Source organism: Micromonospora ferruginea (assembly GCF_013694245.2).
GTDB lineage: Bacteria > Actinomycetota > Actinomycetes > Mycobacteriales > Micromonosporaceae > Micromonospora > Micromonospora robiginosa.
The window spans coordinates 515,112-537,779 of the sequence record NZ_CP059322.2; the positions used below are offsets into that span (position 1 = coordinate 515,112).

The 22,668-nt window shown below is 75.2% G+C and carries 19 protein-coding genes; 12 read left to right on the plus strand and 7 right to left on the minus strand.

All coding sequences use genetic code 11. The features are described 5' to 3' along the window. Nucleotides 1–45 precede the first annotated feature (45 nt). Entirely contained in the window at nt 46–1,803 is a 1,758-nt protein-coding gene (locus H1D33_RS02525; RefSeq protein ID WP_181569593.1) for a DEDD exonuclease domain-containing protein, read from the minus strand. 126 nt (nt 1,804–1,929) lie between these two features. Between H1D33_RS02525 and H1D33_RS02530 the strand changes: the two genes are divergently transcribed. The 6 genes from H1D33_RS02530 (at nt 1,930) to H1D33_RS02555 (ending at nt 8,239) form a co-directional block, all read left to right on the plus strand. After that, entirely contained in the window at nt 1,930–3,327 is a 1,398-nt protein-coding gene (locus H1D33_RS02530; protein WP_181569592.1) for an NYN domain-containing protein, read from the plus strand. A 142-nt stretch (nt 3,328–3,469) separates the two neighbouring features. Further along, nucleotides 3,470–3,700 carry a hypothetical protein gene (locus H1D33_RS02535; RefSeq protein WP_181569591.1) on the plus strand — a complete coding sequence of 77 codons (231 nt, stop codon included), beginning with the start codon at nt 3,470–3,472 and terminating at the stop codon, nt 3,698–3,700. Between the two features lie 166 nt (nt 3,701–3,866). Beyond that, entirely contained in the window at nt 3,867–5,126 is a 1,260-nt protein-coding gene (locus H1D33_RS02540; RefSeq protein WP_181569590.1) for a M48 family metallopeptidase, read from the plus strand. Continuing rightward, nucleotides 5,123–6,247 (plus strand): glycosyltransferase family 4 protein, encoded by a 1,125-nt coding sequence (locus H1D33_RS02545; protein WP_181569589.1) that lies wholly within the window; start codon nt 5,123–5,125, stop codon nt 6,245–6,247. Before H1D33_RS02540 ends, H1D33_RS02545 begins: the two co-directional genes overlap by 4 nt. Before the next feature lie 79 nt (nt 6,248–6,326). Beyond that, nucleotides 6,327–7,619 carry a sensor histidine kinase gene (locus H1D33_RS02550; protein WP_281370392.1) on the plus strand — a complete coding sequence of 431 codons (1,293 nt, stop codon included), beginning with the start codon at nt 6,327–6,329 and terminating at the stop codon, nt 7,617–7,619. Next, nucleotides 7,571–8,239: a response regulator gene (locus H1D33_RS02555; protein ID WP_181569587.1), complete on the plus strand. Its 669-nt coding sequence runs from the start codon at nt 7,571–7,573 to the stop codon at nt 8,237–8,239. The genes H1D33_RS02550 and H1D33_RS02555 overlap by 49 nt, the downstream gene beginning before the upstream one ends. Nucleotides 8,240–8,341: 102 nt before the next feature. Here the strand turns inward: H1D33_RS02555 and H1D33_RS02560 are convergent, their stop codons facing one another. From H1D33_RS02560 to H1D33_RS02580, 5 genes are all read right to left on the minus strand, one after another. Beyond that, a complete protein-coding gene (locus tag H1D33_RS02560; RefSeq protein WP_246412281.1) occupies nt 8,342–10,015 on the minus strand; it encodes a putative bifunctional diguanylate cyclase/phosphodiesterase in 1,674 nt (557 codons plus the stop codon). 85 nt (nt 10,016–10,100) lie between these two features. Next, entirely contained in the window at nt 10,101–10,913 is an 813-nt protein-coding gene (locus tag H1D33_RS02565; protein ID WP_181569585.1) for an SAM-dependent methyltransferase, read from the minus strand. Between the two features lie 199 nt (nt 10,914–11,112). Beyond that, nucleotides 11,113–11,781, minus strand: coding sequence for a response regulator transcription factor (locus H1D33_RS02570; protein WP_007072219.1), 669 nt, complete (start codon nt 11,779–11,781; stop codon nt 11,113–11,115). Between the two features lie 7 nt (nt 11,782–11,788). After that, complete coding sequence (locus H1D33_RS02575) at nt 11,789–13,483, minus strand: sensor histidine kinase (protein WP_181569584.1); 1,695 nt, start codon at nt 13,481–13,483, stop codon at nt 11,789–11,791. 14 nt (nt 13,484–13,497) lie between these two features. Next, nucleotides 13,498–15,306 (minus strand): AMP-dependent synthetase/ligase, encoded by a 1,809-nt coding sequence (locus H1D33_RS02580; protein ID WP_181569583.1) that lies wholly within the window; start codon nt 15,304–15,306, stop codon nt 13,498–13,500. Nucleotides 15,307–15,403: 97 nt separating this feature from the next. On the opposite strand from H1D33_RS02580, the gene H1D33_RS02585 reads away from it, so the two are divergent. From H1D33_RS02585 to H1D33_RS02610, 6 genes are all read left to right on the plus strand, one after another. Further along, nucleotides 15,404–15,859 carry an SRPBCC family protein gene (locus H1D33_RS02585; RefSeq protein WP_181569582.1) on the plus strand — a complete coding sequence of 152 codons (456 nt, stop codon included), beginning with the start codon at nt 15,404–15,406 and terminating at the stop codon, nt 15,857–15,859. 42 nt (nt 15,860–15,901) lie between these two features. After that, nucleotides 15,902–16,549, plus strand: coding sequence for a hypothetical protein (locus tag H1D33_RS02590; protein WP_181569581.1), 648 nt, complete (start codon nt 15,902–15,904; stop codon nt 16,547–16,549). A 73-nt stretch (nt 16,550–16,622) separates the two neighbouring features. Next, entirely contained in the window at nt 16,623–17,570 is a 948-nt protein-coding gene (locus tag H1D33_RS02595; protein ID WP_181569580.1) for an ROK family glucokinase, read from the plus strand. A gap of 1 nt (nt 17,571) precedes the next feature. Beyond that, complete coding sequence (locus H1D33_RS02600) at nt 17,572–18,273, plus strand: endonuclease/exonuclease/phosphatase family protein (RefSeq protein WP_181569579.1); 702 nt, start codon at nt 17,572–17,574, stop codon at nt 18,271–18,273. A gap of 573 nt (nt 18,274–18,846) precedes the next feature. Then, nucleotides 18,847–20,253, plus strand: coding sequence for a flavin-containing monooxygenase (locus H1D33_RS02605; protein ID WP_181569578.1), 1,407 nt, complete (start codon nt 18,847–18,849; stop codon nt 20,251–20,253). Continuing rightward, nucleotides 20,250–21,077, plus strand: coding sequence for an alpha/beta hydrolase (locus tag H1D33_RS02610; RefSeq protein ID WP_181569577.1), 828 nt, complete (start codon nt 20,250–20,252; stop codon nt 21,075–21,077). Before H1D33_RS02605 ends, H1D33_RS02610 begins: the two co-directional genes overlap by 4 nt. Before the next feature lie 15 nt (nt 21,078–21,092). Here H1D33_RS02610 and H1D33_RS02615 read toward each other — a convergent pair whose 3' ends face one another. Then, complete coding sequence (locus H1D33_RS02615; protein WP_181569576.1) at nt 21,093–22,511, minus strand: alpha,alpha-trehalose-phosphate synthase (UDP-forming); 1,419 nt, start codon at nt 22,509–22,511, stop codon at nt 21,093–21,095. Nucleotides 22,512–22,668 lie beyond the last annotated feature (157 nt).

The window sequence follows — 22,668 nt, forward strand, 5'->3', positions numbered from 1 at the left end:
CTTCAACAGCCTAAGGGAGTCGACGTAGTCCGATCGGACACTTGGTCATGAGCGTTCGGTCGAGAAATGGTGGGATCCGCCGTTCTCGGCCTTGGCCAGCAGGTCACGGAAGCGCCCCGCGCCGCCCACCGGGGACGCCCAACCGGCGGTCGTCTCGACCAACCGGGTCTCGTCGCGCTCCAACCAGGACAGGATCCGCTCGGTCTCCTCGGCGGTGGCGGCCGGCACCGGACCGTGCCCGGGCAGCACCGTCTCGGCGGTGGCCCGGATCGCCGCGATGGTCGGTCGAGGGTGGACGCCCGGCGGGGACACCCCGGCCCCGGCCAGCCGGCCGTGCCGGACCAGGGCCAACTCCCAGCCGCCCCGGGCGGCCGGCCGGGCGGCCGCCAGCTCGGCGATGCCGGTGAGCGCGGTCAGCCGCTGCATCCGGACCGCCGCGCGCAGCACCGCCGCCAGCCGCCCCCGGACCACCGCCGCCTCCTCGTAGCGGTGGGCCGCGGAGAGCACCTCGATCCGGGCGAGCAGGGCGTCGACCACCACCGCCGGATCGTCGCGGGTGGCGGTGCGGAACGGCGTGGCGGCGCGACGTTCGTACTCCTCCGGGGTGATCAGGTGCTCGCAGGGCGCCGGGCAGCGACCCAGCTCGGCCAGCGCGCAGGCCGGCGTGGTGGTGCGCCGGGAGAGCCGGTGGGTGCACTGCCGCAGCGGCACCGCGTCGTGGAAGCCGGCGGCGGCCAGCTCGGCGGCCTGCTTGGACCGGAACGGGCCGAGGTAGGCGGTGTCGGCGGGCCCGAGGCCGCGCACGACCGACAACCGGGGGTACGCCTCGTCGGTGAGCTTGAGCCAGACCTGGCGCTCCGGGTATTTCGACCGCCGGTTGTACGGCGGGGCGTGCGCCGCGATCAGCCGCAGCTCGCGGACCTCGGCCTCCAGCGAGTGGGCGCACTCGACCGCCTCCACCCGCTCGGCGGCGGCCAGCATCTCGGAGATCCGGGCCCGCTTCTCCGCCGCGGTGAAGTAGCTGCGCACCCGGGTGGCGATGTCGCCGGAGGTGCCGACGTAGAGCGGCCGGTCGTCGGCGGCCCGGAAGATGTAGACGCCCGGGACCTTCGGCAGCCCGTCGGCGAGGTGCCGCTTGCGGCGCTGGGTCGGGGTGACCGCGCGGGCGAACTCGATCGCCTCGCCCACGGTGTCGACCCGGTGCCCGCCGAGGCGGCCGATCAGCCCGTGCAGCACGTCAACCGTGGCCTTGGCGTCGTCCAGCGCCCGGTGGTTGGGTTGGGTGGCGGTGCGGAAGTAGGCCGCCAGCGTGCCCAGCTTCCGGTTGGGCACCTCGTCGCGGGTGAGCACCCGCCGGGCCAGCGCGGCGGTGTCCAGCACCCGGGGGTTGGGCCAGGGGTAGCCGTGCCGGGCGCAGGCGGCCTTGAGGAAGCCCACGTCGTAGGGGGCGTTGTGGGCGACCAGCACGGCGTCGGTGAGGAACTCCAGGAAGCTCGGCAGCACCTGCTCGATCGGCGGGGCGGGCAGCAGCATGGCCTGGGTGATGCCGGTCAGCACGGTGATGAACGGCGGGATCGGCACGCCCGGGTTGACCAGCGTGGCGAGCACGCCCAGCTCCTCGCCGCCCCGGACCTTGACCGCGCCGATCTCGGTGATCCCGCCGCCGTCCGGCGCGCCGCCGGTGGTCTCCAGGTCGACCACCACGAACGTGGTCGCGTAGAGCGGCAGCGCGGGGTCGACGCCGCCGCCCGCCGGCCGGTCCAGACCGGCCAGGGCCTCCTGGACGTACTCCGTTCCCGTCACCCGCGGGACGGTAACGGCACGGTCCGCCACTCCCGTCACTCCGGTCCCGCCGTTACCACGGGGGTACGATGAGAGATCGGCTCACTCACCGGGTGGTGGGCCCGTTCGGGGTGGGAGACTGGCCACATGCCCCTCGCCGAGCCGCACGACGACCACTCCTCCGCGGAGGAGCCGGTGGTCGGCGCGCCGGAGTCCGGCGAGGACGCCTCGACCGTCGAGCCCGAGCCCACGCTGCCCGAGCCGGTCCGGCAGCGGATCGTCGCGCTGACCGCCGCGGTGCTGCCCGGACTGCCCGGCGACGAGGTGCCGGTGCCGCTGCGCCGGGTCGCCAAGTTCGCCCCCAACCGCCGGGCCCGGCTCGGCGCTCCGGTGATCGCCGCCCAGCTCACCGCCGACCCGCTGTTCCGGCAGCGGGTCACCGCCCGGGTGCTGGCCGACGCCGGCGACCTCGGCGCGGCGGTGGTGGAGGGCACCGCGCCGGCCGCCGCCGACCCGGTCGAGGTGGCCGCCCTGGCCTACCTGGCCCGGCCCCGGGGCTGGCGGGAGCTGATCGAGGCCAGCGGCGAGGCGGTGCGCGCCGAGGCGGACAGTGCGGTCGTCGCCGAGCTGGTCCGCGAGGCCGAGCAGCGGGCCACCCGCGCCGAGCACGACCGGGCGGTGGCCCGGGTCGAGGCCGAGAAGCTCCGCGACGAGCTGGCCCGGGTCCGGGAGGAGCTGGGGCAGCTTCGCGAGGAGGCCCGCCAGTTGGCCCGTACCCTGCGGGAGACCCAGGCCCGCGAGCGCAAGGCCACCGAACTGCTGGCCACCGAACGGGGCCGGGCGGCCCGCGCGGCGGCCGACGCGGACGCCGAGCTGCGCCGCGCCCGGGCCCGGCTGGCCGAGGCGGAGGCCGCCGCCGGGGTGGCCCGGGCCAGCGCCAAGGAGGCCCGCTCGGTCGACGACGCCCGGCTGTGGCTGCTGCTGGAGACGATCGGCCAGGCGGCCGTCGGGCTGCGCCGGGAGCTGGCCCTCGACCCGGTGGACGCGCTGCCGGCGGACTTCGTCGCCGACGCGTTCGCCGACCAGCCGGGCGCGGCCCCGGCCGGCGCGGCGACGCGCGCCCGCGACACCGACGACCCGGCCCGGCTCGACCAGCTCCTCGCCCTGCCCCGGGCGCACCTGGTGGTGGACGGCTACAACGTCACCAAGCGCGGCTTCGGCGAGATGTCGCTGGAGCAGCAGCGCAAGCGGTTGATCACCGGGTTGGGCGGGATCGCCGCGCAGACCGGCGACGAGGTCACCGTGGTCTTCGACGGCGCCGAGCGGATCCACGGGCTGCCGCCCGCGCCGCGCGGCGTGCGGGTCCTCTTCTCCCGCAAGGGCGAGACCGCCGACGAGCTGATCCGGCGGCTGGTCCGCGCCGAGCCGGCCGGTCGGCCGGTGGTGGTGGTCTCCTCGGACCGCGAGGTCGCGGACGGGGTGCGCCGGCACGGCGCGTACCCGCTCGGGGCCGACTCGCTGCTGCGCCGCCTCGCCCGTTCCTGACCCGCCTGTGGCGTGATGATCGTTTTCGGGGTGGGTGCTGCCTCGTTGTCCGGTTCTGTCGTACCCGACGCATAACCTCGTGGTGACCGACGGTGGTGGTCCCTTCCCCGACCGCCACCGGCGACCGCGTCAGGAGGCGTTCATGCTCATCGACTGCGACGGCTGCGGCATCCGCGGCGCCGGCTGCTCCGGGTGCCTGGTGACCGCGCTGCTCGACCCCGACTCGCCGGCGGCCGACCTGGGCCCGGCCGAGCACCGGGCGATCGAGGTGTTCGCCCGGGCCGGCTTCGACGTGGAGGTGCTGCCACCGGCGTCCGCGCCCGCGTCCGCGCCGGCACCCCGCCGCGCCGGCGGCCGCCGCCGGGTCGCCTGACCCGAGCCGGACGGCCGGCCCACCCCGACCGCCGCCGGGGCCGGACCGGCGGCCGGTGACTCCGTCCGGGCAGCGGGGCCGTCCGCCCGCGCCGGGCCATAGGATGGGCGGTCACGGCGGAGGAGAGTGGCATGACGCGGACGGGTCGCGACGGCGGGGTGCGGCGGTGAGCCCGCGCGCCTGGGCGCTGCTGACCCTGGCCGCGCTGGCGGTGGCGCTGGTCGTGGCCGTGGCGTTGCTGGTGCCGTGGGGCCGCCCGCCGGCGCCCCGCGCCGACCAGCTCGCCGCGCTGCGGGCGCTCCCGGTCGATCAGGTGGCCCGCGGCCGGGCCTTCCACGACGCGTTGCGCCCGGCCGGCTGGTCGGCGCTCGCGCTCGGGCTGGTGGTGGCGCTGCTGCTCGGGCTCACCCCGCTGGGCGGGCGCCTGGTCGAGCTGGCCGGCCGGCCGTTCGGCGGGCACTGGATCGCCCAGGCCGTGCTCGGCGGGCTGGGTGTCATGTTCCTCGCCGACCTGCTCACGCTGCCCTTCTCGGCCTGGCGGCGCACCGTGCTCGTGCGCTACGGACTGAGCACCCAGAGCTGGGGCGGCTGGGTGGTCGACCTGCTCAAGTCGTACGCGGTGAGCGCGGTCATCGGCGCGCTGGTCCTGCTCGGCTTCTACGCGGTGGTCCGGCTCGCCCCCCGCTGGTGGTGGGCGTTCGGCGCGGCCGGCGCCGCGGTGCTCGTGGTGGTGCTGTCGTTCGTGCTGCCGGTGCTGGTCGAGCCGGTGTTCAACAGGTTCACCCCGATGGAGCCCGGCCCGCTGCGCACCGAGCTGACCACCATGGCCGCCCGCGACGGCGTCCCGGTCCGCGACGTGCTGGTCGCCGACGCGTCCCGGCGGACCCGGGCGGTGAACGCCTACGTCTCCGGGCTCGGGCCGACCCGGCGGGTGGTGGTCTACGACACCCTGCTGCGCGAGGCCGAGCCGGCCGAGGTGACCAGCGTGGTCGCGCACGAGCTGGGCCACGCCAAGGACCGCGACGTGTGGACCGGCACGCTGATCGGCGCGCTCGGCGCCGCCCTCGCGGTGGTGGCCCTCTACCTGGTCGGCTCCTGGGCGCCGCTGCTGCGGCTGGCCGGCGTCGACTCGATCGCCCAACCGCGGGCGTTCCCGCTGCTGATCGCGCTAGTCACGGTCGCCGGCCTGGTCGCCACCCCGGTGCAGGCGCTGGTCTCCCGCCGGGTGGAGGCCCGGGCCGACGCGCACGCGCTGGCGCTCACCGGAGACCCGGCGACCTTCGAGGCGATGCAGCGCCGGCTGGCCGGGGTGAACCTGGCCGATCCCGACCCGCCGCGCTGGGAATACCTGTGGTCGGCGTCCCACCCGTCCACCGTGGAGCGGATGGCCGCCGCCCGCGCCTACGCCAGGGAGTCCGGCCGATGAGCCGCACCTTGCTGATCACCAACGACTTCCCGCCCCGCCCCGGTGGCATCCAGTCCTTCGTGCACAACCTCGCGGTCCGCCAGCCACCCGGCTCGGTGGTGGTCTACGCGTCGAGCTGGCGGGGAGCGGAGAAGTTCGACGCCGACCAGCCGTTCGAGGTGGTCCGGGAACGCACCCGGGTGCTGCTGCCCACCCCGCTGGTGGCCCGCCGGGCGGTCCGGCTGGCCCGCGCGTACGACTGCGACACGGTGTGGTTCGGCGCGGCGGCCCCGCTCGGGCTGCTCGCGTCCGGGCTGCGCCGGCGGACCGGGATCCGCCGCGCGGTGGCGCTGACCCACGGGCACGAGGTCGGCTGGGCGGCGCTGCCCGGCGCCCGCGCCGCGCTGCGCCGGATCGGCCGGGGCGTGGACGTCACCACCTACCTCGGCGAATACACCCGGGTCCGGCTGGCCCGGGCGCTGGACGGGCTGACCGAGCTGCGCCGGCTCGCCCCCGGCGTGGACGTGGACACCTACCACCCCGACGTCGACGGCGAGCGGGTCCGGCTGCGGCTCGGGCTCGCCGACCGGCCGGTGGTGGTGTGCGTGTCGCGGCTGGTGCCCCGCAAGGGGCAGGACACGTTGATCCGGGCGCTGCCGGAGATCCGCCGCCGGGTGCCGGACGCGGCGCTGCTGGTGGTCGGCGGCGGGCCCTACCGGGCCACGCTGGAGAAGCTGGCCCGGCAGGTCGGGGTGGAGCGGGACGTGGTCTTCACCGGCTCGGTGCCCTCGGCCGAGCTGCCCGCGCACTACGCGGCCGGCGACGTCTACGCGATGCCCTGCCGCACCCGCAACCGTGGCCTGGACGTGGAGGGGCTCGGCATCGTCTACCTGGAGGCGAGCGCGACCGGCCTGCCGGTGGTGGCCGGCGACTCCGGCGGCGCACCGGACGCGGTCCGCGAGGGCGAGACCGGATACGTGGTCCGCGGCCGGGACGTCGCCCAGCTCGCCGACCGGGTGGCCACCCTGCTCGCCGACCGGGACCTGGCCCGCCGGCTCGGCGCCGCCGGCCGCGCCTGGGTCGAGCGGGAGTGGCGCTGGGAGACCCAGGCCGAGCGGATGGCCGCGCTGCTCGCCGGCTGACCGGCCGCCGCCGCGGGTGGTGCCAGCACCATCGAGGCGTGGGCGGCCGTGCCGGAGAATGAGGTACGTGGACGCATCGGTGCGCGTACTGCTTCGGACCTGGCTGCGGCCCGCCGCGGTGACCGCCGCCCAGGGGCTGCTGACCGCGTTGCTGTCGCTGACCACCCACGTGGCGCTGGTCGTGCTGTCGGTGGTCGCGTTGCTGCTGATCCCGGCGTTCGGCATCGGGATCGCCCTCTTCCCGGTGGTCACCGCCGCGGTGCGGGGGTGCGCCGGGCTGCACCGCCGGCTGGCCCGGTGGAGCGGCGTGGAGATGGCCACGCCGTACCTGCCCGCGCCGGCCGGTGCCCCGTTCGGCACCTGGCGGCGGTTCCGCTGGGTGGTGGGCGACCCGGCGACCTGGCGGGACCTGGCCTGGCTGCTGCCCGGCGCGGTCACCGGCGCGGTGTGCCTGGCCCCGCTCGCCCTCCCGATGTACGGGCTGGAGGGGCTGATCGGGCTGCCGCTGGTGCTGCACACCGCCGGCGTCGACTACGGCTACGGTCCGTTCTGGCCGATCCACGACACGTTCCAGGCCGTGCTCTGTTTCCCGCTCGGCGCGCTGCTGCTGGCCGTCGGGGTGGCGGCCGGGCGCTGGCCGGTCCGGCTGCACGTGAGGTTCGCCGGGTTCTTCCTGCGCCCGACCCGCGGGACCGAGCTGGCGCTGCGGGTCCGTCAGCTCACCGTCACCCGGGCCGAGGCGGTGGACGCGCAGGCCGCCGAGCTGCGCCGGATCGAGCGGGACCTGCACGACGGCGCGCAGGCCCGGCTGGTCGCGTTGAGCATGAGCATCGGGCTGGCCGAGCAACTGGTCCGCGACGACCCGGAGGCGGTCCGCCGGCTGCTCGCCGAGGCCCGGGAGACCAGCGGTCAGGCCCTGGCCGAGCTGCGCGGGCTGGTCCGCGGCATCCACCCGCCGGTGCTCGCCGAGCGCGGCCTGCCCGGCGCGGTACGGGCGCTGGCGCTGGCCGTGCCGCTGCCGGTGGACGTCACCGTCGACCTGCCGGGCCGGCCGGCGGCCCCGGTCGAGTCGGCCGTCTACTTCGCGGTCGCCGAGGCGCTGGCCAACGTCGGCAAGCACAGCGGGGCCACCCGGGCGTGGGTGGAGCTGGGGCACGCCGCCGGGCGGCTCACCGCCGTGGTCGGCGACGACGGCCGGGGCGGGGCGTCGTCGCCGGCCGGCGGCGGGCTGGCCGGGACGGGACGTCGGCTGGCCGCGTTCGATGGGACGATGACGGTGACCAGTCCGACCGGTGGGCCCACCGTGATCAGCATGGAGCTGCCGTGCGCGTTGTCATCGCCGAGGATCTCGCCCTCCTCCGGGACGGGCTGACCCGGATCCTCGAGGCGTTCGGCTGCCAGGTGGTGGCGGCCGTCGACAACGGACCGTCCGTGCTGCCCGCGCTGACCGCGCACCGGCCGGACGTCGCGGTGATCGACGTACGGCTGCCGCCCACGTTCACCGACGAGGGGTTGCAGGCGGCCGTGCGGGCCCGCGCCGAGCTGCCCGGGTTGCCGGTGCTCGTGCTCTCCCAGCACGTCGAGCAGCTCTACGCCCGGGAGTTGCTCGCCGACCGGCGCGGCGGCGTCGGCTACCTGCTCAAGGACCGGGTGTCCCACGTGGACCAGTTCGTCGACGCGGTCCGCCGGGTCGCCGCCGGCGGCACCGTGATGGACCCGGAGGTGGTGGCCCAGTTGCTGGCCCGCCGCGACGGGGCCGGGCCGCTGGCCGAGCTGACCGCGCGGGAGCGCGAGGTGCTCGGCCTGATGGCCGAGGGCCGGTCGAACGCGGCGGTGGCGGCCCGGCTGTTCGTCACCGAGAAGGCCGTCGACAAGCACATCAACAACATCTTCAGCAAGCTGCGGATGCCGCCGTCCGGCGACGACAACCGGCGGGTGCTGGCCGTGCTGGCCTACCTGGACGGGGCGGACACCCGCCGCTTCCCGAGCTGACCCCACCCGCGCCCGGTGCGGCGGCGCCGTGCCCTCGCGCGCGCCCGCAGGCGTTAAGAAGGGGCCCCGCCTCTACCGAAGGCGTTAAGAAGGGGCCCCGCCTTACGCCGCAGGCGCGTGGGTGAGGTGCTGCCGGGCCGGGCCGGGACGGCCGAAGTGCCAGCCCTGCCCGGCGTCGCACCCGATGGCGCGCAGCCGCTCCGCCTGGTGGGCCGTCTCCACCCCCTCGGCGGTGACCGTCAGGTCGAGCGCGTGCGCCAGCGACACCAGCGAGGCGAGGATCCGCTCGTCGGTGCGACCGCCCGGGTCCCCGGCCGGCGCGCGCAGCCCGGTCACGAACTCGCCGGCCACCTTCATCTCGTTGACCGGCAGGTCCCGCAGGTAGGCCAGGTTGCAGTAGCCGGTGCCGAAGTCGTCGATGGCCACCCGCACGCCGAGGTCGCCCAGCACCCGCAGGGCGCGGACCGGCTCCACCACGGTGCTCATCATGGTGCTTTCGGTGATCTCCAGTTGCAGCCGCTCCGGGGGCAGGCCGGTGCGCCCGAGCACGCCGCGCACCTCGGTCACCAGGTCAGCGCGGTGCAGTTGGCGCACGGCCAGGTTGACGCTGACGAACGGGGGCGCCTCGCCCGCAGCCGACCAGGTGCCCGCCTCGCGGCACGCCTCGGCCAGCACCCAACTGCCGAGCCGGACGATCAGGCCGGTCTCCTCCGCCAGCGGGATGAAGCTGTCCGGCCGGAGCACCCCCAGCTCCGGGTGCCGCCAGCGCACCAGCGCCTCCATGCCGAGCACCCGGCCGTCGCGCAACGACGTCAGCGGCTGGTAGTCGAGGTAGAACTCGCCCCGGTCCAGCGCCGCCGGGATCGCCGCGGAGAGCGCGTACCGGGTCAGCTCCCGGCGGTTGCGGTCGGCGTCGAACAGCGACCAGCGGGCCCCGCCGGCGGCCTTGGCCCAGTGCAGCGTGCTGTCCGCCGCGCGCATCAGCTCCATCGGCGAGGTGCCCGACACCGGCCGCTCCACGATGCCGATGCTCGCCGAGACGGTCAGCTCGTGCCCGTCCACCAGCGCCGGCTCGCGCACCGCGTCCAGCGCCGCCTCGGCGACCTTGACCGCGTCGTCGGTGCCGCCGGTGCGCTCGACCAGGATCACGAACTCGTCGCCGCCGAGGCGGGCCACCAGGTGCTCGCCGAGCGCCCCGCGCAGCCGCTGCGCCACCGTCACCAGCAGCGAGTCGCCGACCTGGTGGCCGAGGGAGTCGTTGACCACCTTGAACCGGTCCAGGTCGAGGAAGCAGACCCCGACCCGGTCGGCGCCCCGGCCGGGCGTGGCGATCGCGGCGGTCAGCCGCTCGGTGAACAGGGTGCGGTTCGGCAGGTCGGTCAGCGGGTCGTGGGTGGCCTGGTGCCGGAACCGGGCCTCGCTGTCGCGCAGCGCCCGTTCCGCCTGCGCCCGGGCCATCATGGCGGCCCGGCGGATGGACTCCTGCTCGTCCAGCGTGCGGTCGCGCAGCGCCCGCGCGTAGCCGGTGGCGACGGTGGCCAGCAGCCGGGCCATCCGGTCGTCGATGTCGTCGACGACCAGGTCGAGGTCGCGGACCAGCCGGAGCTGGATCACCTCGACGGTACGGCCCAGCCCCTCGGCCGAGGCGATGTGCGACTGCACCAGCTCCGCGCCCACCTGCTGCCCGATCCGCAGGTCGAACGGGTCGGCCCGCATCGCCTGCGCCAGCCGGTCGGTGAGCCGTTGCAGCATCTCCTCGAGCTGCGTCTGGGTCATCGGCAGGTAGCTGGTCCCGGACACCGCCTTGGCCCACGCCCGGGCGAAGACACCGGGACGGCGGCCTGCCGGCGCGGCCACGTCGTCAGGCACCGAGCCGCCCGACCCCGCCCATGAACACCGCCCGTTCGGCGTGCTCCGCCTGGTCCGGTGCGTCCGGTCGCCACTGCGGCACCCACACCACGCCCGGGTCGACCAGCTCGAAGCCGGCGAAGAGCGCGGTCAGCTCGGCCCGGCCGCGGATGAACAGTTGGCTGTCGGTGCGCCGGTAGACCCGTTCCGCCTCGGCCCGCTCGCCGGTGCCGTCCCGGCCGTCGTCGCTGGCCTGGGAGAGCACCAGGTGGCTGCCGGGGGCCAGCGCGGCGCGCAGCCGCCGCAGGATCTCCTCCGGGTGGTCGGAGTCCGGGACGAAGTGCAGCACCGCCACGATCATCACCGCGACCGGCTGGGAGAAGTCGAGCAGCCGGGTGACGTCCGGATGGCCGAGGATCGCCTCCGGGTGGCGCAGGTCCTCCTGGAGCACCACGGCCCGCTCGTTGCCGGCCAGGATCTCCTGGCTGTGCGCCACGGCCACCGGGTCCACGTCGACGTAGACCACCCGCGACTCCGGGTCGATCCGCTGGGCGATCTCGTGCACGTTGCCCACGGTGGGGATGCCGGAGCCGATGTCCAGGAACTGACGCACCCCGGCCTCGGCCAGGTAGTGCACCGCCCGGCGGAGGAAGGCGCGGTTGGCCTGCGCCATCAGCGGGGCCTCCGGCACCGCCTCCACCATCGCCCGGGCGGCGGCCCGGTCGGCCGCGAAGTTGTGCGACCCGCCCAGGTAGTAGTCGTACATGCGGGCGACGCTCGGGCGCTCGATGTCGATCGTCTCGGGTGCCCAGTCCGGCCGCTGCATGTCCCTGCCCCTTGGGTGTCGGCGACTCGCGGCCTCACCGCCGCGCGGATCACCCGGGTATTCTGCCCGCCCGTCGTCGCGGTGCAAAGACCGCCGTCGCTGCGCGTCCGGTCGCTCACCGTGCGCGGTCACCGTCGGCCCGAAATGCCGGAGAGGCCCGTGTCCGGCGTACGGACTCGGGCCTCTCCGGCGGTGGACGTCAGAACTTCGGCGCGTCGGGGGCCTCCAGCAGCCCCAGCCGCAGCGCGGTCATCAGCGCCTGGGCCCGGTTGGCCGCGCCCAGCTTCTCGTAGAGCTTGGAGATGTGGGTCTTGGCGGTGGACTCGCTGACGAAGAGCTGCTTGGCGATGCCGGCCACGCTCATCCCGTCGGCGAGCAGCCGCAGCACCTGACCCTCACGGGGGCTGAGCTGCGGGCCGGACGGCGCCAGCCGGCGCTTCATCGCCTCGGCCAGGTCGGCCGCGGTGAACGCGCTGGGGGAGGAGGCGGCGTGCCGGGCGGCGGCCACCACCTCGTCGGCCGGGGCGGTCTTCGGCACGAACGCGCTCGCGCCCGCCTCCAGCGCGCCGAAGAGCTGGTCGTCGCCGGCGTACATGGTCAGCACGACGATGCCCATCGAGGCGCTGGACTTGCGCAGCGCGCGGGTGGCCTCGAGGCCGCTGCCGTCGGGCAGTCGCAGGTCCATGATCACCACGTCGGGCTGGAGCGCACCGGCCTGGCGCACACCCTCCGCGGCGGTGGCGGCCTCGCCCACCACCTCGAACTGGCGGTCCCGCTCGAAGGCGTGTCGCAGACCCTTGCGGATCAGGTCGTGGTCGTCCACAAGGAGAACCTTGGTCCGGGTGGCCGGTGTCGGGCTGGTGGTCATCCTCGGGTTACTCCCCTTCTGCTGCTGCGGCGCTGCCGCGCACCTTATCGCGCCGGGGCGACGAGCCGAGTACCACCGCCACGGTTGTGCCGCTGGGTTGCCGCGGCCTGATCTCCAACCGGCCTCGGATACGTTCCGCCCTCTCCGCCATGATCGCAAGACCATAGTGCCCCTCGGGGCGCTGGTCACCGATGCCGTGACCGTCATCCGACACTTCGATCCGGGCGTACGGGGGATCCACCTCGCACGTGACCCAGAGGTTCGACGCGCCGGCGTGCTTGCGCGCGTTGGTCACCGCCTCCTGGGCGATGCGCAGCAACTCGGCCTCGGTGGCGGCCGGCAGCCGGGCGGTGGACTCGTCAAGCGACAGGTTCACCCGCAGCCCGCCGGAGGCGCCGACGGTGCGGGCGTACTCGGCGATGGCGGCGGCCAGGCCGCCGTGCCGGTCCACCTCGCTGCGCAGCTCGAACAGGCTGAGCCGCAGCTCGGTGATCACCCGGGTGACCTCCTGGCGCAGCGTACGCAGCGCCTCGGCGGTCTCCTTCGGGTCCTCGTCGACGTACGCCAGCGCGTTGTCGATGCCGTAGCCGACCATGACCAGCTCCTGGGCCACCCCGTCGTGGATCTCCCGGGCCAGCCGCTGCCGCTCCTCGTTGGTGGCCAGCGAGCGCACCTCGTCGAAGAGCAGCGCCGCCTCCAGCCGCAGCGCCGCCGGGCCGGTCAGCGCGGTCACCCGGGACACCACCGGCGGCGGGTACGCGGCGCCGGTGTCCGCCTCGATCACCACCAGGCCGACCGTGCGTACGCCGGCGACCAGCGGCACGATCAGCGCGGACACGTCGCCGGAGTGCCGGGACCGGGCCTGCGAGCGGGCCGAGACGGTCGGCTGCTGGCTGGCCCAGGCGTCGGCGATGGCCGAGTCGGCGTCGAGCGTGGTCTCCCAGTCGACCCGGTCCGCGCCGATCTGGGCGAGCACCACCAGCCGGCCCCCGCCGCTGGCGGAGAGCACCGCGCCCCGGTCGGTCTTCGCGACCACCCGCAGCTCCTCCAGCAGGTGCTCGGAGATGCCGCCCGGGTCCAGGGTGGCGCCGGGAAGCTGGCGGGCGACCGTCCGGAGCTGGGTCAGCAGCCGGGTGGCCTCGGCGTACGGCTGGGGTTTGCCCTCGCCGCGGACCCGCATCACCCGCTGGAGCGTGCCGGCGGTGTAGAGGCCGAGGCCGGCCAGGATCAGCCACTGGGCGCAGACCGCCAGGTAGCCGACCTGGCCGAGCTGCGGCTCGCCGCCGACCTCGGTGAACGCGGCGCTGGCCACCAGCGTCGCCGCCGCCACCGCGAGCAGCGCGGCGCCCTCGCGGAACCGGCGGCGCAGCGCGGTCACGGTGACCGGCACGGCGAGGTACGGCAGCACCGCGGAGGCGCCCAGCCCGTCGGTGACGCCGGTGAGCTGGGTGTCGGCGGCGACCTGACTGGCCGCCAGCCCGAGCACCACCACCTCGGCGAACCGGCTGATCGGGGCGAGCAGCCGGTGCTGCGGGGCGAGCACGGCGGGCAGCCCGGCGAGGCCGAGCAGCAGGATCCACCAGAGCTGGGCGGGATCGCGGGTGGCGAACAGGGTCAGGGCGGCGACCAGCGCGAGGACGACCGCGCGGGCGCCGACCGCGAGGAGCTGCGTCGGCGGCGGTCCGGATGTGGAGGCGGGCACCTGACGGATGGTAGTCAGCGCCGGTAGATCTCCGCGATCTCCGTGGCGTACGACTTGTGCACGACCTGTCGCTTGACCTTCAGCGACGGGGTCAGCTCGCCGGTCGCCTCGGTGAAGTCCTGCGGCAGGATCCGGAACACCTTGATCGCCTCGGCCTTGGACACGGACTGGTTGGCCTGGTCGACCGCGGCCTGCACCTCGGCCCGCAGCGCCTCGTCGTCGCGCAGCTCGGCCACGCTCGTGGTCTCCGGGCGGCCCTGCCCGGCCAGCCACTTCGGGAGCGCCTCCTCGTCCAGGGTGACCAGCGCCGCGATGAACGGCTGCCGGTCACCGACGACGACGCACTGGCTGACCAGCGGGTGCGCCCGGACCTGGTCCTCCAGCACCGCCGGGGCGACGTTCTTGCCGCCGGCGGTCACGATGATCTCCTTCTTCCGGCCGGTGATGCTGAGGTAGCCGTCCTCGTCGAGCTGGCCCAGGTCGCCGGTGCGGAACCAGCCGTCGCTGGTGAGCGCCTCGGCGGTGGCCGCCTCGTTGTGCCAGTAGCCCTGGAAGACGATCTGCCCGGAGATCAGGATCTCGCCGTCGTCGTCGATCCGGACGGTCACGCCGGGCAGCGGGCGGCCGACCGTGCCGATCCGGGTGCCGGTGGGCAGGTTGGCGGCGGCGGCCGGCGCGGTCTCGGTGAGGCCGTACCCCTCGCAGATGGTCACCCCGACACCGCGGAAGAAGTGCCCGAGCCGGGCGCCGAGCGGCGCGCCGCCGGAGATGGCGTCGCGGCACCGGCCGCCCATCGCCGCGCGCAGCTTGCCGTAGACCAGCTTGTCGAAGAGGGCGTGCTGGGCGCGCAGCGCCAGGCCCGGGCCGCCCGGGGTCTCCTGGGCCTCGCTCCAGGCGATGGCGACCTTCTCCGCCCGGTCGAAGATCTTGCCCTTGCCGTCGGCCTCGGCCTTCTGCCGGGCGCCGTTGTAGACCTTCTCGAAGACCCGGGGTACGGAGAGCACGAACGTCGGCTTGACGTCCTGCAGCTCGCCGACCAGGTTGCTGGTGTCCGCGCAGTGCGCCATGGTGGCCCGGGCCTGCACCACGCCGACCTGGATGAGCCGGGCGAACGCGTGCGCCAGCGGGAGGAAGAGCAGGGTGGAGGCGCCCTCGCGGAACAGGTTCGGCAGCACCGGCACCGCGTTGGCGATGTCGGCGTAGATGTTGCGGTGGGTCAGCACGCAGCCCTTGGGCCGGCCGGTGGTGCCGCTGGTGTAGATGATCGTGGCGACGTCGTCGGCCTTGAGCGTGGAGCGGCGGACCTCGACCTCGGCCGGGTCCACCGACGCGCCGGCGGCGACCAGGTCGGCCACCGCGTCCAGTTCGATCTGCCACACCTCGCGCAGCTCGGGCAGCCGGTCCCGGACGCCGGCGACCAGGGTCGCGTGGGCGGTGCTCTCCACCACCACGGCCACCGCGCCGGAGTCGCCCAGGATCCAGGCGGCCTGCTCGGCGCTGGAGGTCTCGTAGATCGGCACGGTGACCGCGCCGGCCGCCCAGATCGCGTAGTCGAAGAGGGTCCACTCGTAGCGGGTGCGGCTCATCAGGGCCACCCGGTCACCGGGGGAGACCCCGGCCGCGACCAGGCCCCGGGCCACCGCGACCACCTCGTCGCGGAACTGCCGGCAGGTCACCTCGACCCGGGACGTCGCCCCGGCGGCGCCGGTGGCCCGGACGAACTGCACCGTGTCCGGGGCGACCTCGGCGTTTTCCCAGACCGGGTCGGTCAGGTTGGCCGCGTCGCCGACGGTGACGATCGGCGGAACGGAGAACTCGCGCACCTGAACTCCCTCGTGCTCGCACCGGCGGGGGCCGGCCTGGTCGGCTGAGTCGAAACCTACCCGCCCGCCTGGCCGGGCGGCCGGGTAGCCTCCCCCCATGGCGGACTCCTCCACCCAGTCGATCATCATCGGCGCGTCACCGGACCGGGTGGCGGCGGTCATCTGCGACTTCCCCCGCTACCCGGAGTGGACCGAGGCGGTGCGCGCGGCCGAGGTGGTCGAGGAATACGAGGACGGCTACGCCAGCCAGGTCCGGTTCACGCTCGACGCGGGCGTGATGGCCGACGACTACGTGCTGGCCTACGAGTACGCCGAGGACATCTCCCGGATCGAGTGGCACCTGGTCGCGCCGTCGCGGATGCAGCGGTCCCAGCGCGGGTCGTACGACCTGGTCGGCAACCCGGACGGGACGACCATGGTGACCTACACGCTCGAGGTGGAGCTGTCGGTGGCGATGCTCGGCATGTTCCGCCGCAAGGCCGAGAAAATGATCATGGATGCGGCGTTGAAGCAGCTCAAGCGCCGGGTAGAAACACCCGGTGCGGCAGACTGATCCCGATCGCCGTCCCGGTCGTCACGCTTGAGGAGCCGAACCATGGGCACCACCGATCCGGGTTCGGCCCGGGAAGAGGCCGAGCGCCTCGTCGTCTCGTTGCTGGCCACCGCGCGGCTCGCCGCCGCCTCGGCCGGATCGGGCCGGGGCCCGCTCGGTGGGATGCTCTCGGGTGTCCTCGGTCACAGCCCCGGCGACGCCGGTACCGGTTTCGCCACCGGGTCGCCGGAATGCTGCGTCTGTCCGCTCTGCCGGGGGATCGCCGCGTTGCGCGACCCGAGTCCGGAATTCGCCGAGCGGCTCGCCACCGGCGCCGGTGACCTCGCGGCCGGCGTGGCCAGCATGTTGCGGGCGTTCGCGCCCCCGGCCCCGGGCGAGCCGGCCGAGCCGACCGGCCCGTCGGCGTCGCCCGGCCCGGGTGGTGCCGCGCCCGCCGGGTCCGCCGACCACGTGTGGCGCGAGGCGACCCGTACCGGGCATGATTCTCAGCCGGCACCCGAGCAGGACGTCTGGTCCGCCGCCACCCGGGGGGCGGACGAATCCGATCCGGGTGCCTCGTCGCAGCCGCCCGCCGAAGCCGCCGGGCCGGACGAGCCGGCGGCGAGCCGGCCGCCGGCCGGTCCTCGGGTGGTGCCCGCCTCGCGGGCGCCCGGCGAGGCGGGCGCGGACGCACCAGGCGACGGGGCCTGACCACCGGACATCCCGGGAGCGCACGGCCTTCTCGGCCGGTCCCGGGGCAGCACAGCAGAGGGGAGTGGCAGCGGTGACGCTGACCATCGGAGTCGACGTCGGTGGCACGAAGGTGGCCGGCGGTGTCGTGGACGACACCGGCGCGGTACTCGTGCAGACGCGACGGGACACCCCCGCCGACGACGTGGCCAAGACCCGCGACGTCATCATCGAGGTGGTCACCGAGCTGGCCGCCGGCCGTACCGTCGAGGCGGTCGGCATCGGCGCGGCCGGCTGGATCGACGCCTCCCGCTCGACCGTGCTGTTCGCCCCCAACCTGGCCTGGCGGGACGAACCGCTGCGCGAGTACGTCGGCAACGCGACCGGCCTGCCGGTGATCGTGGAGAACGACGGGAACGTGGCCGCCTGGGCGGAGTTCCGCTACGGCGCGGCCCGTGAGGCCGACGACTCGATGGTCATGTTCACCATCGGCACCGGCGTGGGCGGCGGCATCGTGCTCGGCGGCGAACTCGTGCGCGGCGCCCACGGCATCGCGGCCGAGCTGGGGCACATGCTCACCGTGCCGGACGGCCACCAGTGCGGCTGCGGCCGGCTCGGCTGCATCGAGCAGTACGCCAGCGGCAGCGCGCTGGTCCGCTTCGCCCGGGCCGCGGCCCGGCAGGAGCCGCACCGCGCGACCGCGTTGCTGGAGCTGGCCGACGGCGAGGCCGAGGCGATCACCGGCCCGATGGTGACCGCCGCGGCCAAGGGCGGCGACCCGGTCTCCACCGAGGCGTTCGCCCAGGTCGGCCGCTGGCTCGGCACCAGCCTCGCCGACATGGCGCAGATCCTCGACCCGCAGGTGCTGGTGGTCGGCGGCGGCGTGATCGACGCCGGCGACCTGCTGCTCGGCCCGACCCGGCGGTCGTTCGCCGACGCGCTCGCCCAGCGCAGCCGCCTGCCGGTGGCCGAGGTGCGCCCGGCCGAGCTGGGCAACACCGCCGGCGTGATCGGCGCCGCCGACCTGGCCCGGCGGATCTGACGTGGTGGGCCCGGGTGTGCCGCTGCGGGTGCTGTCCTACAACGTCCACTCGCAGCGCGACGACACGGCCGCGCTGGCCGAGGTGGTGCGGGAGGCCGCGCCGGACGTGGTGATCGTCCAGGAGGGGCCGCGCCGGTTCCGGTGGCGGCAGAAGTGCGCCACGCTGGCCGACTCGTTCGGGCTGGTGGTCGCCGCCGGCGGCCTGCCCTCGCTGGGCAACCTGCTGCTGACCAGCCTGCGGGTGCGGGTCACCGAGACCCGGTGCGCGCGCTACCCGCTGACCCCGGGTCGGCACCTGCGCGGCGCCGCGTACGCGCGGTGCCGGGTGGGCGGCGTGGACTTCCTGCTGGCCGGCTCGCACCTGTCCACCGACCCGGCGGAGCGGCCCGCCCAGGCGGCGGCGTTCAAGCGGGACCTGGCCGCGTCCCCGCTGCCGGTGGTGGCCGGCGCGGACCTCAACGAGGGGCCGGACGGGCCGGCCTGGCGGACCGTGGCCGACGGGTTGACCGACACCGCGGTCGCCGCCGACCGGGCCGACCGCCACACGTTCTCCTGCGCCGACCCGCGGCGGCGCATCGACGCGCTCTTCGTCGACCCGCGGATCACCGTGGTCGACTACGACGTGGTCGACACGCCGCGGACCCGCCGCGCCAGCGACCACTTCCCGGTCCTGGTCGACCTGCTGCTGCCGACCGCCGGCTGACCGCACCCGCCACGGCCCGCAGGGGCCGGGCGGGCGGCGGTGCCGGCCGCCGGCGACGGCGCGACGCGGGCGGTGCCTTGCGGGCGTGCGACGCGAGGGCGCGACACGGGCGGGGCCCTGCGGACGTGCGGCGCGGGCGGTGCGATGCGGGTGGTGCGTCGCGGGTGGTGCGCGTGCGAAGTCGGAGGCAACGCCGAGGGCCGCGACGGAGCGTGACGTATCGGCGGGCGGGAGGCGTCGCCCGCCGGAGCCTTTGCTCTGCAGCCATATCCGCAGCAGTCACCCTCCGTGATCGTGGCGGCGACCCGCACTCCGTCGGGCCGCGCGGGCTGGCCCAGCTCAGGGCGGTGCTGCGTCCGTGGTTGCAGAGCAAAGGCGCGGAGGGGAAACGACCGGCCCGCTGCCTCACCCTCACGCTGGGTGAGACCTGCGTGGTGACCGTGCGTCAGACCGATTGCCGGGCCGGGCCGTACCGGTACCCGCGCGGTGCCCGGGGCGGCTGGACAACGGCGGGCATTCTCGGCAGGATTTCGCACCGACCGGCGTGCGTGCCGCACAAAAGGAGATGTTCCGGTGCCCTCCTCCACCGACCTCGACCGCCCCGATCCGGACCCCACGGCCGTCCCCCGCCGGGACGACCGGCCGGTCTCCGACCGGGGCGACACGGTCTGCGTCATCGGCGCCGGCGCCAGCGGGCTGGCCGCCGTGAAGAACCTCCGCGAGGCCGGCTTCGGCGTGGACTGCTACGAGCGGGAGACCGGCGTCGGCGGGGCGTGGAACTGGCGGCACGACCGCAGCCCGGTGTACGCCAGCACCCACCTCATCTCGTCCCGCCCGTTCACCCAGTTCCCGGACTTCCCGATGCCGGACGACTGGCCGGACTACCCGCACCACGGCCAGTTGCTGTCCTACTTCGAGCGTTACGCCGACCACTTCGACCTGCGCCAGCACGTCTGGTTCGGCACCGAGGTGGTCCGGGTCGAGCCGGTCGAGGGAGACCGGTGGGACGTGACCACCCGCAGCACCGGCGGCTACGGCCCGGAGCGCACCTCCCGGTACGCCGCCGTCGTGCTGGCCAACGGCCACAACTGGTCGCCCAAGCTGCCCCGGTACGAAGGGCTGGAGCAGTTCCGGGGTGAGGTCATGCACGCCTCGTCCTACAAGGACCCGGCACAGTTGCGGGGCAAGCGGGTGCTGGTGGTCGGCGCCGGCAACACCGGCTGCGACATCGCGGTGGAGGCGGCCCAGCAGGCGTCGCACTGCTGGCACTCCACCCGGCGCGGCTACTGGTACGCCCCGAAGTACGTGCTCGGCCGCCCGGCCGACCAGGTCAACGACACGTTGCTGGCGCTGCGGGTGCCGCTGCGGGTGCGGCAGTGGCTCTACCACTGGACGCTGCGGCTGACCGTCGGCGACCTGACCCGGTTCGGCCTGCCCAAGCCCGACCACCGGGTCTACGAGACGCACCCGATCGCCAACAGCCAGCTCGTCTACTACGTCGGCCACGGCGAGATCACCCCGGTGCCGGACGTGGCCCGGTTCCACGACCGCTCGGTCGAGCTGACCGACGGCCGCCGGATCGACCCGGAGCTGGTCGTCTTCGCCACCGGATACCTGCCGCGCTTCGAGTTCATGCAGGGCCGGGTGCTCGGCGACGAGGACGGCTCCGGCAAGCCCCGGCTGTGGCTGAACGCGTTCAGCGCCGGGCACCCCACGCTGGCCGTGGTGGGCCTGGTGCAGCCGGACTCCGGCATCTTCACCATCTCGCACTGGCAGAGCGTGCTCTTCGCCCGACTGCTCACCCTGCGCGGCACCCGGCCGGAGCGGGTCGCCGCGTTCGACCGCCGGGTCCGCGCCGGCCTCGGCGAGCGGTACTCGGCGAAGGTCAAGGACAGCACCCGGCACTGGTTCGAGGTCGGCCACGCCGACTACCTGCGCGCGCTGCAGAAGGCGATGCACGAGCTGGAGGGATCCAAATGACCACCACCGGGCGGGTGCGGGTGGTCCGGGCCTGGGAGTGGGCCCGGCCGGAGCGGCCGGTGCGCCGCGAGGTGCTGGCCGCCGTGCCGGAGCAGGAGGAGGCCAAGCCGCCGCTGCTGTTCGTGCCCGGCTTCGGCCACGGCGCATGGGCGTTCGCCGAGCACTGGCTGGGCCACGCCGCCGGTCGCGGCTTCCCGGCGTACGCGGTGAGCCTGCGCGGGCACGGCGGCAGCGAACCGGCGCCGGAGGCGACGCTGCGCGCGTACACCCATGACGTGGTGCAGGTGGCGGCGAGCCTGCCGCGGCAGGCGGTGCTGGTGGGGCACGGCGCCGGTGCCCGGGTCGTGGCGCACGCGATGGCCCGCTACCCGGCGCGGGCCGCGGTGCTGGTGGCGCCGGTGCTCGGCGGCTGGGCGACGTTCGGCACGGCGTTGCGCCGCAACCCGGCCGGCACGCTGCCGGCGGTCTTCGGCGCCGGCCTGCGACTGAACCGGCGGCAGCTGTTCAGCCGGGAGCTGCCGGACGCGGACGCCCGCCGGCACGTGGCCCGGTTGGGCCGGGCCGGCCGCCGCGCGCAGTGGCAGTTGCTCACCGGCCGGCAGCCGGAGCCGGCGGTGGGCCGGCCGCCGGTGCTGGTGCTGGGCAGCCCGGACGACCGGGTCCTGCCGGCGACCGCGCTGACCCGGGCGGCCCGCCGGTACGCCTCGGCCCCGCTGCTCTTCCCCGGCATGGGTCACGACCTGATGCTCGACGCCCGGTGGCGGGAGCCGATCGACGCGATGCTGGACTGGCTGGACAAGGACCCGGCGCCCACCGCGGGGTGAGCGCCGGGCGCCGGCTCAGCGGGGGGCGGGCCGGCGGCCGACCAGCGATCCGCTCTCCTCCAACGCGCTCAGGTAGGACGCCGCCCAGGCGTGGATGTCGTTGTGCGCCAGGTGCTCCCGCATCGCGCGCATCCGGGCCGCCACGTCCTCCGGGCCGGCCCGCAGCGCGGCGAGCAGCCCCTGCTTCAGGCCGTCCAGGTCGTGCGGGTTGACCAGGTACGCCTGCTCCAGCTCGGCGGCCGCGCCGGCGAACTCGCTGAGCAGCAGCGCGCCGGTGCCGTCGACCCGGGCCGCCACGTACTCCTTGGCGACCAGGTTCATCCCGTCGCGCAGCGGGGTCACCGCCATCACGTCGGCGACCCGGTAGAGCGCGACCAGCTCGGCCCGGTCGAACGGCTGGCTGAGGTAGTGGATGGCCGGCTCGCCGACCCGGCCGAACTCGCCGTTGATCCGGCCCACCTGGTGCTCCACCCGGTCGCGCAGGATCTGGTACTGCCCGACCCGGTCCCGGCTGGGCACCGCCACCTGCACCAGCACGGTGTCCCGGACCTTGACGTCGCCGCTGGCCAGCAGCTCGCGGTAGGCCTTGAGCCGCTGCTCGATGCCCTTGGTGTAGTCCATCCGGTCGACGCTGAGAATCACCTTCTCCGGCTGGCCGAGGTCCTGCCGGAGCCGGCGGGCCCGGTCGGCCACCTCGGGCCGGGCGGCGAGCGCGGCCATCTCGGCGGTGTCGATGGCGACCGGGAAGGCGCCGATGCGGACCACCCGGTCGTCCACCCCGATCCGCCGGTCGGTCGCGGACAGGCCGAGCACCTTCGCGGCGAGCTGGGCGAAGTTGTGCGCCGCCTGGGCCCGCTGGAAGCCGATCAGGTCGGCGCCGAGCATCCCGCGCAGCAGCTCGGAGCGGCGGGGGAGCTGCATGAACAGCTCCGGCGGCGGGAACGGCACGTGCAGGAAGAAGCCGATCCGCAGGTCCGGGCGGAGCGCGCGGAGCAGGCCGGGCACCAGTTGCAGGTGGTAGTCCTGCACCCAGACCAGGCCGCCCGGCTCGGCCACCTCGGCGGCGGCCTCGGCGAACCGCTGGTTGACCCGCTGGTACGCCTCCCACCAGCGGCGGTGGTATTCCGGCTGCTCCACGGCGTCGTGGTAGAGCGGCCAGAGGGTGGCGTTGGCGAAGCCCTCGTAGTGGTCGCGGAAGTCCTCGGCGTTCAGCGCGACGGTGCGCATCCGGACCCCGTCCACGTCGGGCAGCTCGGGCGCCGGGCCGGTGCCGCCGGCCCAGCCCACCCAGGTCGCCGGGGTGTGCCGGAGCAGAGGGTGCAGGGCGCTCACCAGGCCGCCGGGGCTGCGGCGCCACTCGAAGGCGCCGTCCGGCGCCACACTGTCGTCGATGGGGAGGCGGTTGGCCACCACCACGAGGGGGCTCTGTCGCATCGGGCAATCCGCTCAGCAGGGGTACCGGCGCCCGGATCAAGCGCAAACCGGACAGCCGGTGCGGGACGTGACGTTCAGCGGTATTCCTACTGACCGTAAGTTACACCCCTGTTACACCTTCGACCCGGGGCGGGCGTCGTCCCGCGATCCGGGCAGG